This is a genomic window from Rothia sp. HMSC064F07 (assembly GCF_001837265.1).
Classification (GTDB): Bacteria; Actinomycetota; Actinomycetes; order Actinomycetales; family Micrococcaceae; genus Rothia; species Rothia mucilaginosa.
The window spans coordinates 266,427-283,748 of the sequence record NZ_KV831926.1; the positions used below are offsets into that span (position 1 = coordinate 266,427).

Sequence of the window (17,322 nt, forward strand, 5' to 3'; positions counted from 1 at the left end):
GGTATCTGGGGTGGGTGTACCGTGTGATTTTCAGCGTGGGAAGAAGCGCTGCTGAGTTGAAGCGTGAGGGTGTGGGAAGGCACAATCAATGCATGACTGAGGCTCAGAAGAACACGAATTCGCAGGATGCGGCGGCACCTGCATCCCCCGCTGGCGTATCGGCTGGTACGCATCCGTTGGCGCATCGCCCCTGGTTGAAGAATTATTCTTCGTGGACTGCCCGCGATATTGAGCTGCCCGAGACTTCGCTGAGCCACCTCATTGACGAGGCGGTCCGCACCGTACCCCACAAGGTGGCGCTGGAGTTCTTTGGCGCGACCACAACCTACGCCGAGTTGGGGGACCAGATTGAGCGTGCTGCGGAGGGTCTGCGTGTGGCTGGTGTGCAGGCGGGTGACCGTGTGGCGCTGATTTTGCCGAACTGCCCTCAGCATATTGCGGCGTTCTATGCGATTTTGCGCCTGGGCGCGATTGTGGTGGAGCATAACCCTCTGTACACGGGCGCGGAGTTGCGCCACATGTTTGAGGATCACGGCGCGAAGGTCGCGATTGTGTGGGATAAGATCGCCTCGCATATTACGGGTCTTCCTGCGGATATCCGCCCGAACCATATTTATTCGGTGAACATGATTTCGGCGATGCCCGCGCTGATGCGTACCGCGCTGAAGCTGCCGTTGAAGAGTGCGCGTGCTTCGCGTGAGAAGCTGACCGGTCCTGCGCCGGGTACGGTGCCGTGGACTCAGCTGGTGAAGAGCGAGCGTATTGACCCGTCGCATCGCCGCCCGACCGCGCACGATATTGCGCTGCTGCAGTACACCTCGGGTACGACCGGCCTGCCGAAGGGCGTGATGCTCACGCACCGCAACCTGGAGTCTAACGGTCGCATGGGTGAGGCATGGATTAACCCGGGCGATGACGAGGTGATTTACTCGGTTCTGCCGCTGTTCCACGCGTACGGTATGACCCTGGGCGTGACGATTGCGTCGTTGTGCCGTGCCCGCCTGGTGCTGTTCCCGACCGTGGACATGGACCTGATTTTGAAGGCGATGAAGAAGACCCGCCCGACCATTCTTCCTGCGGTTCCGCCGGTGTATCGCCGCCTGATGGATGAGGCGAAGAAGCGTGGTGTGTCCCTGGAGGGTATCCGTTACGCGGTCTCTGGTGCGATGAACCTGCCGCCTGAGCTGGTTGCCGAGTGGGAGGAAGCGTCCGGCGGTTTCATGGTGGAAGGCTACGGCCTGACCGAGTGCGCGCCGCTGGTGTCCTGCAACCCGCTCAATGACACTCGCCGTGCCGGTTTTATTGGTGTTCCGTTCCCCTCCACCGATATTCGTGTGGTGGACCCGGAGACCGGCGAGGACGTGCCTGATGGTGAAGAGGGCGAGCTGTGGGTGAAGGGCCCTCAGCGTTTTGCTGGCTACTGGAAGCGTGAGGACGAGACGGCTAAGACCATCACTCCCGAGGGGTGGCTGCGTACCGGCGATATTGTGCGACTGGATGAGGACTACTTCATTCAGATTGTCGACCGCATTAAGGAAGTCATTATTACCGGCGGTTTCAACGTCTCCCCGACGGAGGTTGAGGTCGCCCTCAAGCAGCACGACATGGTCGCGGATGCGGCGGTAGTCGGTATTCCGCTGCCCGCCGGTGGCGAGATGGTGGTTGCCGCCGTGGTTGCCGCCCCGGGTCGAGTGGTGCAGGAGCATACTCTGCGTGAGCACTGCTATTCGAAGGTGACCCGTTATAAGGTTCCGCGCCGCATCGTGGTGGTGGATGATCTGCCCCGTTCGATGCTGGGTAAGGTTCTGCGCCGTAAGGTGCGTGAGCAGCTGATTGCTTCGGGCGAGTTCGATCAGTAGGTTGATTCCCCACCGCCCGTAACGGGTGGCACTATGGACGCCGGCTTGGGTTTTTGTACCCTTGCCGGCGTTTTGTGTGCGCCTGAATACACCGTCAATGACGCTTTGTGACCTGGCAAATAATCACCGCATGACGAATTGTGACAAAATATGACGACCTTGACGTTCTGTGTCTCATGAATAGCCATTAACTTCCACACCCGCCCTTGTGCGTGCTGTAATTGTCCCATCATCATTCCCATCGGATGTGCTAGTACCAACGTGAGCACCCGGCGGAACGCATCATCATTCAACAGAAAGATTCATAGCCGTGAAGAAGTTTGCTGCTGCACTCGCAGTTGTCCCCATGGTCTTTGGCCTGGCAGCCTGCGGTTCCACCAACTCCTCCTCTTCCTCCTCTTCCGCATCTAAGAAGGTCACCATCGGTGTGGTTGGCTCTGAGAAGTTCAACAAGACCCTGAAGGAAGAAGCTAAGAAGCAGGGTATCGACATTGAGTTCAAGGAGTTCAGCGCTTACACCGAGCCGAACCCCGCACTGGACGCCGGTGACATCGACATGAACCGCTTCCAGCACATCGCGTACCTGTCCAACTACAACGTGAGCGCTAAGAAGGACCTGCAGATTGTCGGCCCGACCGTCATCTACCCGATGGCTCTGTTCTCCAAGAAGCACTCCAAGTTGGCTGACATCCCCCAGGGCGGCGAGATCGTTATCCCGAACGACACCGTGAACGAAGCACGCGCTCTGAAGCTGCTGAAGACCAACGGCCTGGTTACCTTCAAGAACGCTGATGTTGACGCACCCACCATCGACGACGTGGACACCGCTAACTCCAAGGTGAAGGTCACTCCCGTCGACGCAACCCAGACCGTGGTTGGCATGGAGTCCGCTGATGGCGCAGTCGTCAACAACGACTTCCTCAAGGATGCAGGTCTGAAGCCCGCAGACGCCCTGGCTCAGGACGACCCCAAGACCGACCCCTCGGCAATCAAGTATGTGAACCTCTTCGTTGCTCAGAAGGACAAGGCTGACGACGAGACCTACAAGAAGATTGTTGAAATCTTCCACACCAAGCCCGTCATGGATGTTGTTCAGGAAGAGACCCGCGGCACCGCTGTTGAGGTCAACGTGAGCACCGACGAGCTACGTCAGTCCCTGGCTAACGAAGAAGCCAAGCTGCGCGCCAAGAAGTAATCTTCTAAATACACGCCTCCTCTAGGCATACGCAAAGGCGGTAAGTCTAAGCACCCGATGCGGGTCACGACAGGCTTACCGTCCTTTGCGTAACGGCGTTAATGCCCTTTAGCGCCCCAACCACGACATACAACGGATACAAACTTATGAGTGAACTGGTACAGAGCTTCGGTGACAGCACCGAGCCCATGGTGGTTCTGGACGGAGTCTCCAAGGTCTTCGGCAACGGCCCCAAGGCAGTAGTTGCTGTGGACAACGTCTCCCTCAGCATTAACCGCGGCGAAATCTTTGCAATTATCGGCTACTCCGGCGCCGGTAAGTCTACCCTGGTCCGCCTCATCAACGGCCTGGAAACCACCACCAGCGGCACCCTGACCGTTGGCGGCTTCGAGATTTCCGGTAAGCGCGACTCCGAACTGCGTGAAGCACGCACCAATATCGGCATGATCTTCCAGCAGTTCAACCTGATGAACTCCCGCACCGTGCTCGGTAACGTCGAGTTCCCGCTGAAGATTGCCGGCTGGTCTAAGAAGGACCGCCGCGAACGCGCCCTGGAAATGCTTGAGTTCGTGGGTCTTGCCGACCGTGCAGGTCATTACCCGAACCAGCTTTCGGGTGGTCAGAAGCAGCGTGTGGGTATTGCTCGTGCGCTCGCGACCAGCCCCGCCCTGCTGCTGGCGGATGAGTCCACCAGCGCGCTGGACCCGGAAACCACTCATGAAGTTCTTGCGCTCCTTAAGCGTGTGAACCGTGAACTGGGTGTGACCGTCGTGGTGATTACCCACGAGATGGACGTGGTCTCCAGCATCGCTGACCGTGTGGCTGTCATGGAGTCCGGCCGCGTGGTGGAGCAGGGCAACGTCTACGACGTCTTCTCCAACCCGCAGACCGACGTGGCAAAGCTGTTTGTTGCGACCACCGTCAAGCTCGCCCCCACCGGCAAGGAAGCGGCTGAGCTGCGCGCAAACCACAAGGGTTACCTCATCAACGTTGAAATTGTGGAGGGTAACCAGGAGCTCGGTAAGGTGCTGTCCTACCTGGGCGCCCGTAACGTCCGCTTCAACATTGTGGGCGGCGGTATTGAGACCCTGCAGGGTAAGGCGTACGGTACCCTCACCCTGGAACTCCTTGGCGAAATCACCAGCATTGATGCCGCCGTTGCCGAACTGAAGACCGTTGCCCGCGTGCAGGAGGTGCGCTAAATGTTTGCTACTACTCTTCCGCTGGCTGCGTCTAAGACGGACTGGTCCGAGTTCCTGCCCGAGAAGCTGCTCCCGGCTATCGGCGATACGTTCTACATGGTGTCTATCACCATGCTGTGCGCCGGTCTGGTCGGCCTGATTGTGGGTGCTCTGCTGTACACCACCCGTGAGGGCAACATCTTCCAGAACCGTTTCGTGTACACGATCCTGAATATTCTGGTGAACGTGATTCGCCCGATTCCGTTCATTATTTTGATTGCGGCTTTGGGCCCGCTGACGAGCGCCGTGGTGGGTACCCGCCTGGGCGTGAATGCGGCGGTCTTCGCAATGAGCTTCGGTGCTGCATTCGCTATTGCCCGTATCGTGGAGCAGAACATGGTCTCCATTGACCCGGGCGTGATTGAGGCGGCGCGTGCGATGGGCGCTTCAAAGCTGACCATCCTCTTCACCGTGATGATTCCGGAGGCGCTTGGCCCGCTGATCCTCGGTTACACCTTCCTCGTCATTGGCGTGGTGGATATGTCCGCTATGGCCGGTTACGTGGGTGCTGGCGGTCTGGGTAAGATCGCGATTGTGGACGGCTACCAGCGCTTCAACGATGAGATCACCTGGGCTGTTGTGGCGATTATTATCGTCCTGGTTCAGCTGGTTCAGTTCATCGGTAACGCACTGGCGAAGAAGGTTATGCGCCGATAAACTCGTACCGCTTAGGTACAAGCTGATAAAGCATAGAAGACCCCCGGTCTGCTCTTCAGGAGCGGGCCGGGGGTCTTTCTTCATACCGGGGGAGGGGGCGCTAATTACTTAGCCCTGCGCCGCCTCAGACTGCTGTGCCGCCTCAAGCTTGGCGATCCAGATGCGTGCCGCCTCCCAGAGCTGCGGGTCATTGAACGAATCGAAGCGCCCAAAACCGGCCGGTGCCTTTGCCGGGTCGGTGCCTTCCGGAACGTAAACCATGACCTTTGTACCGGCGTCACGTGCCGCCTGCGCGCCCGCGGGGGAGTCCTCGAACGCCAGCGCCTCGTGACCTTCAAAGCCGAGGCGGCGTGCCGCCTCCAGGTACATGTCCGGGGCGGGCTTACCGGCCGGAACGTCGTTGCTGCTGACCCAGGTGCGCACCAGCGGGGCGTAACCGTAGCTTTCCATCTTCAGGGTCAGAATGTTCGCGGTGGAGTTCGACGCCACCGCAACCGGCATGTGCTCGCTCAGGAAGCCCAGGAACTTCTGTGCACCCTCAATCAGGTCCACGCCGGAGCTGATGACCTCGTGCTCGGTGGTGAGCAGGTCCTTCATCACGCGTTCATGGTGTTCGGCGTACTCTGCGGAGGCGGTGTCCGGCTTCTGGCCGTTCTGCGCCTCGTAGGAGAGCAGTGCAAGCTCCTGCGCAACGTCGGCTGCCGCCAGACCGGTGAGGCGATGCTCCACCTCCTCGGTGAAGGGAACAGACCAGCGGGTGAAAAGCTCACGCTGCACATCGTTCCAGACGGTCTCGGAGTCGAGGAGGATGCCGTCGCAGTCGAAGATTGCGCAGCGGGGGAACCAATCGGAGGGTACTGTGTGTTCAAACATAATGTCAGTCTCTCACAGGGCTTTAGGCTATGGAAGCAGTGGCCCGGTGCGTGAGAAAACATGCGGGGCTCAAACCGGGTGAGGGCACAAACGCACGCAGCACCTCAGCAGACATGAAGAAACCCTCCCGCCGCATCCACTGAGAACGCAACGGGAGGGTAGCAGCCGTACAGCTTAGAGAGCGGACACCGGCTTATGAGTCACCTGACGCATAAACGGAATGGTCGCCAACAGGCCCACATAGACCAGTGCCAGACCCAGCGCAATAGCGCCGAAGGTCATACCGAACATCTTCGCCAGAATCTCACCGGAAAGACCCTGCGCCGCAATCAACGCCGTCAGCGGCAGACCCAGTAGCGCAGAAACCACGCTAATGAGCACCAGCGGACCGAAAACCACGGTAAGGCGCGAAGCCTGCAACATCCTCGTGGGGGTACCCATCATATTCAGCGAAGAGTACAGCGAACCACGCTCGTAAATGGCGGCGCTCTGGTTCAACACTGCGGAGAGGGTGACCAGCAGGTACGAGAAGAACAGCATGAGCAGCATGCCCTGGAACATGTCCGACATGATGGTCATGAAGGGGCCGGCGGCGGGGCCTACCTCCTTCGCCGTTTTGTTCATCTCACCCGCCAGAATCAGGATGGGGCCGAAGAAGGTCACCAAGAAGGTCGACAGCGCCACACCCGAAACCTGACGCCACGCCCCGCGCGGGGACTCTAGCACCGCACGGTAACCCAGCAGAACCGACGCCTTCTGGGTCATGCGCACACGAATCTTTGCGTATGCCCACACCAGGAAGGTACCAATCAGGTCGATAGCAACCATCATCAGCAGACCCGGCAGAGCAATGAAAATCGCTAGGTTCTTAATCGCGCTATCGGCACCGCCGTCCTGGAAGGGTGAGAACATGCTAAAACCCTTCGAGGTCGAAGCCAGAATCATCACGGCGATGACCAGAACAACACCGATACCCAGAGCAATGTAACCGGCGGAACCAGCCTTCGCGCGGGTACGCACACCCAGCGGGCTGATGCTGACCTTCGCCAGACCGAAGAGGGAGCTAAGAGCCGCCAGAACCATACAGCCCAGGAAGCAGTAGAAAATCACGCTCACCGGCAGGAGCATATTCTCAGCACCCAGCGGAACGTTCATGAAGTGCAAAGCGCCAAAGGGGAAAATCAGCACCAGGTAAAGCAACAGACCGATGATGAAACCCACAAGAGAGTACACCAGCGCGTCCGCAACAGACAGACCCACAATCAGGGTTGTGGAGGCACCAATCAGACGCAGGGACGCCAGACGCTCATCACGGCGGCGGGCACTCAAACGAGCAGCCGAAGCGCCCAGGGTAAAGAGCGGAACAATCAGCACCAGAGCGGCAACCCACGCCAAACCCATGTAGAGCTTCTGAATGCCCATCAGGTTGATCATTTCGTGGTCAACGTTGGCGTGCTCAAGCCACGTGCTCAGCGCCTGAACACCACCGGCAACCGTCAAAAACAGTGCCGAGGAGGCGGCAAAAGCCAGTACGGGAAGAATCGCCTGCGAACTCCATAGGGTTCGCTTGGCGAGTAGAGCATAGATTTGCATTATGCACCTGCCTGAGACTGAGCGCCGAGGTTCTGAGCGTGGTTCTGGGAAGCGGGAACACCGCCCTGGTTATTGCGCTGATCGCTCACAATCTGGCCGTCCTGCAGGTACACCACGCGGGAGCACGCCGCCGCCACGTTCGGGTCGTGAGTCACCACCAGCAGAGTCTTACCCTGCTGCGGAATCATGGTCAGCAGCAGAGCCATCACCTCACGCGCGGTCTTCGAATCCAGTGCGCCGGTCGGCTCATCCGCGAAAGTCACGGGGGCACCGTTCACCTGGGAGCGGGCAATCGCCACACGCTGAGCCTGACCACCGGACATCTCACCCATACGGCGGTCCAGCATCTGCCCCAAACCCAGACGGTTCAACAGATCAGCCGAAATGGAACGCGCCTGCTGGCGGGGAACACCGGCAATCATCGCGGCGAGGGAGACATTCTCCTCCGCGGTCAGCTCGGGAACCAGCAGACCCTGCTGGAACACGAAACCAAACGAGTTAGCGCGCAGGGAGGTGCGCTCACGCTCGCTGAGGGACTCCACCGCCACCTGACCGGTCGGGCCGTTGAACAGCACAGAACCGGCATCGAGCTTGATAATGCCCGAGAGCGCGTGCAACAGGGTGGTCTTACCGGAACCGGAAGGACCCATAATCGCCACGGACTCACCGGGGAAAATATCCAGGCTCACGTTACGTAGCACCGGGTTATTGCCGTACGACTTGTGCAGGTTACGGGCAGAAATAATCGCGCCGCGCGCGAAGGGCGCCTGCTGCATCTGCTGAGGTGCCTGAGCCGGGTAGCCCTGCGGCTGGCCCTGATAGTAGCCCGCCTGGCTCTGCTGGTTAGGCTGACCCTGCTGAGCGGAATACTGACCGGCAGGCTGCGCCGCCTGCGGAGGGGTCATTGAGTACGGGTTCTGAGCCTGGAACTGCGGGTTCTGAGATTGAGGATTCTGCGTCATGACAACCTTCATTGGGTATGAACTAACGGAAGTACTCTTCTATCATCTCAGCTTCTCGGCAGCTCACCCCTCCGTCTGGGGGCTGAAAAATATGGGAAAACCCTGAAAAAATTCGCCCGACCGGGTGCTCAACCACCCCGCAGCTCATACCGCGGTATGAGTGCGCCTCAGCAGAAGGGATAAGCCGCGCACCCCTTGAACTGCACCGAGGCCTTGAACTGCGCGGCGGCCTTGAACTGCATGGAGGCAGTGCCATACTAGAAGGATGACCGACGCACAGAACACCCCCATCATCACTCCGGTAGCCGACCCCGAGGCAGGAACCCGCATCATCTTCCTACGCCACGGCCAGACCGACTGGAACATTGACCACCGCTTCCAGGGCGGCACCGACATCCCCCTCAACGACACCGGCAGAGAACAGGTCCGCACCGCTATCGGCGCCCTGAAGCAGGCAGCAGCTGAAGGCACCACCGTGGACGCTATCGTCTCCTCGCCGCTCTCCCGCGCCGTAGAAAGCGCCGAAATCGTAGCCGAAGGCCTGGGCGTACCCTACCGCGGTGCCGTTGACGGCTTCCAGGAACGTTCCTTTGGCGACTTGGAAGGGCAGATTGCTACCCGCGAGCTGATCCTCGCCTCCCGCCAGTCCAACAATGCTTTCAATGTGGAACCGAAGAAGGACTTCCTCGCCCGCTCCCTCGCGGCGCTGAACCGCGTCCGCCGCGAATACGAGGGTCAGACCGTTGTGGTCGCCGCGCACGGCATGCTGATTGCCATGACCATGACCGCCCTGGTCGCTGAACGCCATCCCGAACTGCTCAACGAGGACGGCATCTACCCGATCCCGGTAAACGCCTCCCTGACCGAGGTGCCCCTGCAGTACCTGGACAACGCAATCGACCGCCTGGTTGTGCAGCATCTGGAACCTGAGCTGGGCCCCGAGGAAGTACCGGCGGGCGCCGAGAACACGACCCTCACCCTGATTCGTCACGGCCAGACCGACTGGAACAAGGCGAACCTGATGCAGGGCATCACCGACATTCCGCTCAATGACACCGGTCGCGAGCAGGCACGCACCACCGGCAAGAAGCTCGCCGACATGGGTCTGGAGTTCACCGTGCTGGTGTCCTCGCCGCTGTCTCGCGCCTACGAGACGGCGCAGCTGGTCGGTGAGCACTTCGATCTGCAGGTGCACAAGACCTACCCCGAGCTGGTGGAACGCGCCTACGGTGCCGGTGAGGGCCTGGACATTCCCGCCCCCGAACGCCGCGCCCCCGAACGCTACTACCCGAACGTGGAATCCGAACGCGACGTGTACATCCGCGCGGTGCGTACCCTGCGCAATATCGTGCGTGAACTCTCAGAAGACTCCGGCGACCAGAAGATTATTGCCGTCAGCCACGGCAGCTTCATTCGCCGCGCCCTCTCCGCCGCAGCCGGTGAAGAGTGGACCGTGACCGTGCCGAACGCCGAACCGCTCACGATTGACGTGCCGGGCCTGTTCGCGTGGGATTCGACCAAGCAGTTCGACGAGGTGGGTCGCCTTGTTTGGTAAAGGTTGGTCTGGCGCTCGCGTATGGCGGCTGATTCTCTGGCCGGTCACGGCGCTGTACTGCGCGGTGGTGGCGAGTATCGTGTTCGCCCCCGTGCACGTGGACGATAACGAGATGGGAGGCCGCCTGGCGCAGCTGCTGGATACCGGCCACGCCGAGGGGTGGCTGCCTGCGTTCATCACCTATTCGAGCATCGAGCAGCTCTCGAACGTCATCATGTTCATTCCGGGCGGTTTTCTTTTCGCCCTGCTACTCAAACCGAAGGCTCGCCCGCACGTGCTGTACTCGGGATTTTTGGTCAGCGCCTGCATTGAGACGATCCAGAGTTTCATGCCTGATCGTACCGGCGATCCGGTGGATGTGCTGATGAACGGTTCGGGTGCCCTGCTGGGTGCGGCGGGTGCTTTGGGCGTGCATCGTTGGCGTCGTGAACGTCGTGAGCGTCAAGGTAAATAAAGTTTTGTGCCCGGTGGAGGCGCTGGTTTCGAGGATTCTCGCTGAGGATTTTCGGAGCTGGCGCCTCCACTTTTTACCCTGTGAGGGCGCCGTGTAGGTGTTGGATACTGTGCGGATGAGGGGGGAGCGGGAAAACCCAACAGTTCATTAGGTCAAACAGACATAAACAGGCAGTGACCTCCGATATAGTGTGGTTTCTGTAGGGAACATTCGGGTAATATTCCGGTAAATACAGCGTTTTATATTGACTTACCCACAAAAACCCACATAAAATCAAGTATTACCCTCAAGTGTTCTGCTGGCTCACTGAAACCATGTCTCTCACGGTTATAAAAGCCGAGCAGAGCACAGAAAAGAACGCACAGATTTCCTCCCACTAGCCCAAAGGAACACCAGATTTATGTTCGCAGAAGAACGCCGTGCCGAAATTGCAAAGCTTGTTGCCTCCGCACGTCGTGTCAACGGCGCTGACCTTGCGCGCCGTTACGATGTGACCATGGAGACCGTGCGTCGTGACCTCGCCGCACTGGAAGAGGCAGGTAAGCTCCGCCGTGTTCACGGTGGTGCTGTCACCATTGAGCAGTCCACCTCCCTGGAGTCCTCCATCTCCTCCCGACAGGGCATGAACACCCCCGAGAAGCGCCGTATCGCCACCAAGGCATACCAGATGCTGCGCGACTCCGAGGCAGGCTCCATCGTCCTGGACGCAGGCTCCACCATCGAGATTCTCGCCGACCACATCGGCGCCGAGAACTTCAGCCTCAAGACCGGCAACGACCGCATCATCATCACCCACGCACTGCACATTGCAGTCAAGCTCGCCGAAGCCGAGGGTGTCACCCTTGAACTGGTTGGCGGCCAGCTGCGCAAGATGACCTGGGCTGCTGTTGGTGCACGCGCCGCAGAGCACTTCGGTACCATGCGCCCCGATATTGCTTTCATCGGTGCCAACGGCATTGAAGCCCACTTCGGCATCTCCACCCCCGGCATGAACGAAGCTATCGTCAAGACCGCAATTTGCAAGGCAGCCCGCCGCGTGGTCTTGCTTTGTGACTCCGCGAAGTTCGGTCAGGAATCCCTGGTCCGCTTCGCCGGATTTGAGGATATTGACACCCTCATTACTGATCGCGAGCCCGAAGGTGCCCTCCGCCAGGCACTCGAGGCCGCAAATGTTGAGATTGTGATTGCCTAATGATTATTACTTTGACCGCCAACCCCAGCCTGGACCGCACCATTGAACTCGGTGCACCCCTGGCTCACGGTGCCGTGCAGCGTGCTGTCGGTGCCGTACAGGATCCCGGTGGTAAGGGTGTGAATATTTCCCGCGCCCTGCAGGTTTCCGGCGTACCGACCCTCGCCATTGTGCCCGGTGAAGCCAGCGACCCGGTGCTGACCGCACTGCAGGCGGTGGACGTCGAGTTCGCTAACCTGCCCACCGGTGAGCCGATTCGCTCAAACATCACCGTGGTTGATCCGGATGGTACCACCACCAAGCTGAATGCCCCCGGCACCGTTTTTGATGCCGAACTGCGTCAGAAGCTGGACGAGCTGGTGGTTGAGCGTTCCAAGGGTGCCGACTGGGTGGTTTTGGCTGGTTCGTTGCCTCCGGGCCTGGAACCGACCTACTACTCCGAGCTGGTGGCGGCACTGCGCGCCTCCGGCTACGAGGGCAAGATCGCTATCGATACCTCTGAGGCGCCGCTGATTGCGACCGTCGCCGGTGAGCACAAGCCCACCCTGATTAAGCCCAACTCGGAGGAGCTGGCTCAGCTGACCGGTAGCGATAACTGGGAGGAGCTGGAGGCTAGCCCCGAGCTGACCGCCCGCACCGCCCAGAAGCTGCTCGGCGACGGCATCGAGTACGTGCTTGCCACCCTCGGCGGCGGCGGCGCAGTGCTGGTCACTGAGCAGGGTATCTGGCACGCTGTGCACGAGCCGATTCAGGTTCGTAGCACTGTGGGTGCCGGTGACTCGTCGCTGTCCGGTTTCTTGATTGCTCATACTCGTGGTGAGGATGCCCCCGGTTGCCTGGTTCAGGCGGTAGCTCACGGTTCGGCTGCTGCTGCTCTGCCCGGTACCCGCATGCCTTCGCTGGAGCAGACCACTCCTGAGAAGGTCACTGTTCGTCAGCTGCAGCTCTAATTCGGGCTGTTTTCGCACCTCCAGCTTTTATTCTCAGAAGGGAATATAAGATGGGGTGCTGTGCGCATATGTACACACATATCCGCACGCTGCACACTCAACACACACTGCGCACACTTTGAACTCATATAGGGGAGAAGCCCGGCACCGCTGAGCGAATCCCCGCCCCAACACATACCCGAGGAGGGAATATGTCTGATCTGATCACCGCAGATCTCGTCCTGCTGGACGAGAACCTCGGCGAGACCCGATTCGACGTAATTGCCAAGCTCGCCCAGGCAGTCGTAAATGCCGGACGCGCTACCGACTTCGAGCAGCTCTACGCGGCTGCCGAGGCACGCGAATCCAAGACTGACACCGGCATCCCCGGCGGTATTGCGATTCCTCACTGCCGTAGCGCCGCCGTCACCGAGCCGACCCTGGCGATGGCACGCCCCAACCCGGCAGTTTCCTTCGGTGCAAAGGACGGCCCCGCCGACCTGATTTTCTTCATCGCTGCACCCGATGGCGCTGACCAGGCCCACCTGAAGCTGCTCTCCACCCTGGCACGCTCCCTGATGAAGAAGAGCTTCACCGCGTCCCTGCGCGAAGCCTCCTCGGCTGAAGAGATCGTTGAGCTGGTTAACGGTGCGCTCGGCGTGGGCGAGAAGAAGGCAGAGGCTAAGCCCGCCGAGGCTGCGCCTGCCGCTGCGCCTGATGCTGAGAAGGAAACCCCCGCTGCTTCGGCTCCGGTGAAGAAGATTGTTGCTGTGACCGCGTGCCCCACCGGTATCGCCCACACCTACATGGCCGCCGACGCCCTCAAGTACGCCGCCGAGGAACTCGGCTACGACCTGAAGGTTGAAACCCAGGGCTCCTCGGGCAACGAAACCCTGAGCCAGGCCGATATTGACGCCGCAGACGCCGTGATTTTTGCGGTGTCCGTGAACGTGCGTGAGCGTAACCGCTTCGCAGGTAAGCCCTTCGTTGAGTCTCCCGTCAAGCGCGGTATTGACGAGCCGAAGGAAATGATTGCGGAGGCTCTGGCTGAGGCCGAGAACCCCAACGGTGCACGTGTTGCCGCTACCGCATCCAGCGGTGAGGATAGCGCAGGCGCTACCGATGGCGCTTGGGGCTCGCGCATCTACAAGGCCGTGATGACCGGTATCTCCTACATGATTCCGTTCGTTGCTGCCGGCGGTATTCTGGTCGCCCTGGGCTTCGTTTTCGAGGCAATTACGGTGCCGAACCTTGGCAATGTGAACACCAAGGCGATTCTCGACTCGGCAACCCTGTTCAACCTCGGTGACGTGCACTGGACCCTGTACCTGGGTGCTGTTCTGCAGACCATCGGTGGTTTCGGCCTGAGCCTGATGGTTCCGGCTCTTGCCGCGTACATTGCGTACGGTTTGGCTCAGCGTCCCGGTATTGCTCCGGGCTTCATCGCCGGTTCGGTGGCTCTCGCTGTGAACGCGGGCTTCCTTGGCGGTATTGTTGGCGGTATTCTCGCCGGTCTGATTGCGTACGCTCTGGGCACCCTGAAGCTGCCCCGCTGGCTTGGCTCGATGATGCCCGTGGTCATCACCCCGCTGGTGACTTCTCTGGTTGCCGGCCTGGCAATGTACCTGCTGCTCGGTGCGCCCCTGGCGTGGGTTATGACCACCCTGCAGGATTGGCTGACCTCCATGTCTGGTGGTTCCGCTCTGCTGCTGGGCCTGATCCTGGGCGCTATGATGGCTTCTGACCTGGGTGGCCCCATCAACAAGGCTGCTTACCTCTTCGCAACCGCTGGCCTGTCCTCGGGTGCGACCGTGAACCAGGAAATCATGGCTGCCGTCATTATTTCCGGTATGGTTCCGCCGCTGGCTATGGCTCTGGCAACCACCCTGCGCCCCAAGCTGTTCAACGAGAACGAGCGTGAGAACGGTAAGGCTGCGTGGCTGCTGGGTGCATCCTTCATCTCTGAGGGTGCTATTCCCTTCGCTTCGGCTGACCCGGCTCGCGTGATTCCTTCGACCATTGTTGGTGGCGCTATTGCCGGTGCAATCTCCATGGGTGCGCACGTGGCTTCCCCGGCTCCGCACGGTGGTATTTGGATTATTGGTCTGGCACAGAACCCGCTGATGTTCCTGGCGGCTGTTGTTGCCGGTACCGTTGTTTCGGCGCTACTGTACGTGGTGCTGAAGTCCCTGGGTGCCCGCTCTAAGGCATCCGCATAAAGGCCGTATAACCTCACCTTCATTTGATCGTCTGTTTGCAGGCGTGAGCGTGAAAAAACACGTTACACTGTAGACAAACCACAGATAGGACATGAATTTATGACTACCTACAAGGGCGTCGGCGTATACGCCGGCCGCGTTATTGGCCCCGTTCTTCAGATGCCTAAGCCCATCGAGGAACCCAAGGACGGTCTGCGTCTGAGCGGCGAGACCGCTGAGGCTGCAGCGCAGCGCATTAAGGACGCATCGGTCCGCGTGAAGGAAGACCTGCTCGCTCGTGCAGAGCACGCTAGCCGTGACGGCAAGGCTGTTCTGAAGTCTACCTCTCAGATGGCTACCGACCGTGCACTCATCAAGAGCGCTATTAAGCTGGTTGAGACTCAGGAGATGGCTCCCGAGCGCGCTATCTGGGAGGCTGCAACCTCCTTCGCAGACCAGATGGCTGCCCTGGGTGGCTACATGGCTGAGCGCGTCACCGACATCCACGACGTGCGTGCCCGCATTGTTGCTGAGCTGACCGACCAGCAGGCTCCCGGCATCCCCGTTTCTGATGAGCCGTTCATCCTGGCCGCTATTGACCTGGCACCGGCTGATACCGCGACCCTGGACCCCGAGAAGGTTATCGCCCTGATCACCTCTGACGGCGGCCCCCAGGCGCACACCGCTATTTTGGCTCGCGGCCTGGGCCTGCCCGCTATTGTGGCCGCTAAGGGTGTGACCGAGATTGCTGACGGCACCGTCGTCTACGTGGACTCCAACGAAGGCATCGTTGACACCGAGCCCACCGACGCTGACCGTGAGGTAGCAATCAAGTACGCAAACCGTAAGCCCGTCGCTGACTTCGACGGTCAGGGCGTGCTGGCTGACGGCACCCGCGTTGAGCTGTACGCAAACGTTGGTGACGGCAAGTCCGCTGAGAAGGCTGCAAGCCTAAAGGCTGAGGGTGTTGGCCTGCTGCGCACCGAGTTCGGCTTCCTGGGCCACGACTCTGAGCCTTCCATTGAGACTCAGGCTAAGACCTACAAGTCCGTGTTTGACGCATTCCCCGGCAAGCACATTGTGGTTCGTACCCTGGACGCTGGCGCTGACAAGCCCCTGCCGTTCCTGAACGTGAACCCCGAGGAGAACCCCGCACTGGGTGTTCGCGGTTTCCGTACTGACTGGACCGTTCCGGGCGTTCTGACCCGCCAGCTGGAGGCTATCAAGGCTGCTTCTGAGGACTCCGACGCTGACATCTGGGTTATGGCTCCGATGATTTCGACCACCTCCGAGGCACGCAACTTCGCGAACATGCTCAAGGAGATTGGCCTGCCCGTTCACGGTGTGATGGTTGAGACCCCCGCAGCTGTGATGAACGCTGAGGCAATCCTGGGCGAGGTCGACTTCGTGTCCATCGGCACCAACGACCTGACCCAGTACACCATGGCGGCTGACCGTCTGCTGGGCGACCTGGCACACCTGAACAACCCCTGGCAGCCTGCAGTGCTGAAGATGATTAAGATGACCGTTGAGGGTGCTCAGCGTGCATCGGTCACCGCGGGTAAGAAGAAGTACGTGAGCGTCTGTGGTGAGGCTGCGGCTGACCCGGCTCTGGCTGTTGTTCTGATTGGTCTGGGTGTTGACACCCTGTCCATGAACGCTGGTGCTATTCCCGCTGTGGCTGCGGTTCTGAAGTCCGTGACCAAGGAGAAGGCACAGCAGATTGCGGCTATCGCTCTGCAGCAGATTTCTTCTGCTGAGGCGAAGGAGAGCGCACGCAAGGCTCTGCCGATTCTGGATGAGCTGGGCCTCTAAGCCTTAAAACGATTTCGGGGCTGCCTGCCGCGCCTTGATGGGGTGTGCTGGGCGGTGCCTGAGTCCATAAAAATGCCGGGTGTAGAGTTTTATTTCTGCATCCGGCATTTTTGGTACTTGTTAGCGTATGGCTGAACGGTACAATTTATAGAGTAAGGGCGGGTCCTGAAGCGCCCCGTTCATTTAGAATAGGTACTGATATATTTTCAGTTCCTTGATCAAAGGAGAAACATAATGGCAGAGCGCGAAGCCACTATTGCAAGCCGTGTTGGCCTGCACGCACGTCCGGCAGCTATCTTCGCTGAGGCAGCTGGCGACCTCCCCGTTGAGGTGACCATCGCTGCTAAGGGCGAGCCCGCAGATGAGGCTATGGACGCTGCATCGATTCTGTCCCTGATGTCCCTGGGTGCAAAGCACGGCGACGTTGTTGTCCTGCGCGCTGAGGGTGAAGGTGCTGAAGAGGCTCTGGACTCGCTGGTTAAGATCCTCGAGACCGACCACGACGCTGAGTAATTGACTTTCGCCTCTGAGGTGGCCCCGAGCGGTGCGCTTCAGATGCTGTGAAGGCTACAGCCTTAAAGCGTGAATATCCCGTCACTTCGGTGGCGGGATATTTTTTTATTATGAATAATTCATTTTTTATTGAGTTGTAAGTGGGGCATGGGGAATATTTCTCTGCTAAATCTTAATGTATATATAACCTTTATTTTTCCTCGAAAATAGCTCTAGAAATATCTCCCAAAATATCTTCTGTACAGTAGTGACCTGGATTTCTCTTCATATCAATGAACCTTTCTAC

The 17,322-nt window shown here is 59.5% G+C and carries 14 protein-coding genes; 11 read left to right on the forward strand and 3 right to left on the reverse strand.

The genetic code is table 11. The features are described 5' to 3' along the window. The first annotated feature begins 92 nt into the window (after positions 1–92). The 4 genes from HMPREF2712_RS03580 (at position 93) to HMPREF2712_RS03595 (ending at position 4,952) form a co-directional block, all read left to right on the forward strand. Positions 93–1,859 (forward strand): long-chain-fatty-acid--CoA ligase, encoded by a 1,767-nt coding sequence (locus HMPREF2712_RS03580; protein WP_070819286.1) that lies wholly within the window; start codon positions 93–95, stop codon positions 1,857–1,859. Positions 1,860–2,169: 310 nt separating this feature from the next. Continuing rightward, positions 2,170–3,054 carry a MetQ/NlpA family ABC transporter substrate-binding protein gene (locus HMPREF2712_RS03585; protein WP_005507550.1) on the forward strand — a complete coding sequence of 295 codons (885 nt, stop codon included), beginning with the start codon at positions 2,170–2,172 and terminating at the stop codon, positions 3,052–3,054. Positions 3,055–3,200: 146 nt separating this feature from the next. Further along, positions 3,201–4,256 (forward strand): methionine ABC transporter ATP-binding protein, encoded by a 1,056-nt coding sequence (locus HMPREF2712_RS03590; RefSeq protein ID WP_044150078.1) that lies wholly within the window; start codon positions 3,201–3,203, stop codon positions 4,254–4,256. Continuing rightward, entirely contained in the window at positions 4,257–4,952 is a 696-nt protein-coding gene (locus HMPREF2712_RS03595; protein ID WP_070819287.1) for a methionine ABC transporter permease, read from the forward strand. Positions 4,953–5,060: 108 nt separating this feature from the next. On the opposite strand, the gene HMPREF2712_RS03600 is transcribed toward HMPREF2712_RS03595, so the two are convergent. The 3 genes from HMPREF2712_RS03600 to HMPREF2712_RS03610 all read right to left on the reverse strand — a co-directional run bounded on the left by HMPREF2712_RS03600 (position 5,061) and on the right by HMPREF2712_RS03610 (position 8,380). Continuing rightward, entirely contained in the window at positions 5,061–5,825 is a 765-nt protein-coding gene (locus HMPREF2712_RS03600) for an HAD family hydrolase (protein WP_070819288.1), read from the reverse strand. Between the two features lie 174 nt (positions 5,826–5,999). Continuing rightward, positions 6,000–7,418: an FtsX-like permease family protein gene (locus tag HMPREF2712_RS03605; protein WP_070630031.1), complete on the reverse strand. Its 1,419-nt coding sequence runs from the start codon at positions 7,416–7,418 to the stop codon at positions 6,000–6,002. Next, entirely contained in the window at positions 7,418–8,380 is a 963-nt protein-coding gene (locus HMPREF2712_RS03610; protein WP_070616144.1) for an ABC transporter ATP-binding protein, read from the reverse strand. The genes HMPREF2712_RS03605 and HMPREF2712_RS03610 overlap by 1 nt, the downstream gene beginning before the upstream one ends. 265 nt (positions 8,381–8,645) lie before the next feature. On the opposite strand from HMPREF2712_RS03610, the gene HMPREF2712_RS03615 reads away from it, so the two are divergent. The 7 genes from HMPREF2712_RS03615 to HMPREF2712_RS03645 all read left to right on the forward strand — a co-directional run bounded on the left by HMPREF2712_RS03615 (position 8,646) and on the right by HMPREF2712_RS03645 (position 17,036). After that, a complete protein-coding gene (locus HMPREF2712_RS03615; protein ID WP_070616138.1) occupies positions 8,646–9,935 on the forward strand; it encodes a histidine phosphatase family protein in 1,290 nt (429 codons plus the stop codon). Next, on the forward strand, positions 9,925–10,389 hold the full coding sequence (locus HMPREF2712_RS03620) for a VanZ family protein (protein ID WP_049358374.1): 465 nt from the start codon (positions 9,925–9,927) through the stop codon (positions 10,387–10,389). The genes HMPREF2712_RS03615 and HMPREF2712_RS03620 overlap by 11 nt, the downstream gene beginning before the upstream one ends. Positions 10,390–10,789: 400 nt before the next feature. Further along, positions 10,790–11,581 carry a DeoR/GlpR family DNA-binding transcription regulator gene (locus HMPREF2712_RS03625; RefSeq protein ID WP_049357323.1) on the forward strand — a complete coding sequence of 264 codons (792 nt, stop codon included), beginning with the start codon at positions 10,790–10,792 and terminating at the stop codon, positions 11,579–11,581. Beyond that, complete coding sequence (locus HMPREF2712_RS03630) at positions 11,581–12,531, forward strand: 1-phosphofructokinase family hexose kinase (protein WP_070593162.1); 951 nt, start codon at positions 11,581–11,583, stop codon at positions 12,529–12,531. Before HMPREF2712_RS03625 ends, HMPREF2712_RS03630 begins: the two co-directional genes overlap by 1 nt. A 191-nt stretch (positions 12,532–12,722) precedes the next feature. After that, on the forward strand, positions 12,723–14,729 hold the full coding sequence (locus tag HMPREF2712_RS03635; RefSeq protein WP_070819289.1) for a PTS fructose transporter subunit IIABC: 2,007 nt from the start codon (positions 12,723–12,725) through the stop codon (positions 14,727–14,729). Positions 14,730–14,828: 99 nt separating this feature from the next. Continuing rightward, entirely contained in the window at positions 14,829–16,523 is a 1,695-nt protein-coding gene (ptsP, locus tag HMPREF2712_RS03640; RefSeq protein ID WP_070819290.1) for a phosphoenolpyruvate--protein phosphotransferase, read from the forward strand. Between the two features lie 234 nt (positions 16,524–16,757). After that, complete coding sequence (locus tag HMPREF2712_RS03645; RefSeq protein ID WP_005504506.1) at positions 16,758–17,036, forward strand: HPr family phosphocarrier protein; 279 nt, start codon at positions 16,758–16,760, stop codon at positions 17,034–17,036. The last annotated feature ends 286 nt before the right edge of the window (positions 17,037–17,322 follow it).

Excerpts from the sequence above, each read along its gene's own strand:
- HMPREF2712_RS03605 (WP_070630031.1), bottom strand. The coding sequence starts at position 7,418 with ATGCAAATCTATGCTCTACTCGCCAAGCGAACCCTATGGAGTTCGCAG.
- HMPREF2712_RS03610 (WP_070616144.1), bottom strand. The coding sequence starts at position 8,380 with ATGACGCAGAATCCTCAATCTCAGAACCCGCAGTTCCAGGCTCAGAAC.
- HMPREF2712_RS03630 (WP_070593162.1), top strand. The coding sequence starts at position 11,581 with ATGATTATTACTTTGACCGCCAACCCCAGCCTGGACCGCACCATTGAA.
- HMPREF2712_RS03615 (WP_070616138.1), top strand. The coding sequence starts at position 8,646 with ATGACCGACGCACAGAACACCCCCATCATCACTCCGGTAGCCGACCCC.
- HMPREF2712_RS03595 (WP_070819287.1), top strand. The coding sequence starts at position 4,257 with ATGTTTGCTACTACTCTTCCGCTGGCTGCGTCTAAGACGGACTGGTCC.
- HMPREF2712_RS03635 (WP_070819289.1), top strand. The coding sequence starts at position 12,723 with ATGTCTGATCTGATCACCGCAGATCTCGTCCTGCTGGACGAGAACCTC.
- HMPREF2712_RS03645 (WP_005504506.1), top strand. The coding sequence starts at position 16,758 with ATGGCAGAGCGCGAAGCCACTATTGCAAGCCGTGTTGGCCTGCACGCA.
- ptsP (WP_070819290.1), top strand. The coding sequence starts at position 14,829 with ATGACTACCTACAAGGGCGTCGGCGTATACGCCGGCCGCGTTATTGGC.
- HMPREF2712_RS03580 (WP_070819286.1), top strand. The coding sequence starts at position 93 with ATGACTGAGGCTCAGAAGAACACGAATTCGCAGGATGCGGCGGCACCT.
- HMPREF2712_RS03625 (WP_049357323.1), top strand. The coding sequence starts at position 10,790 with ATGTTCGCAGAAGAACGCCGTGCCGAAATTGCAAAGCTTGTTGCCTCC.
- HMPREF2712_RS03600 (WP_070819288.1), bottom strand. The coding sequence starts at position 5,825 with ATGTTTGAACACACAGTACCCTCCGATTGGTTCCCCCGCTGCGCAATC.
- HMPREF2712_RS03590 (WP_044150078.1), top strand. The coding sequence starts at position 3,201 with ATGAGTGAACTGGTACAGAGCTTCGGTGACAGCACCGAGCCCATGGTG.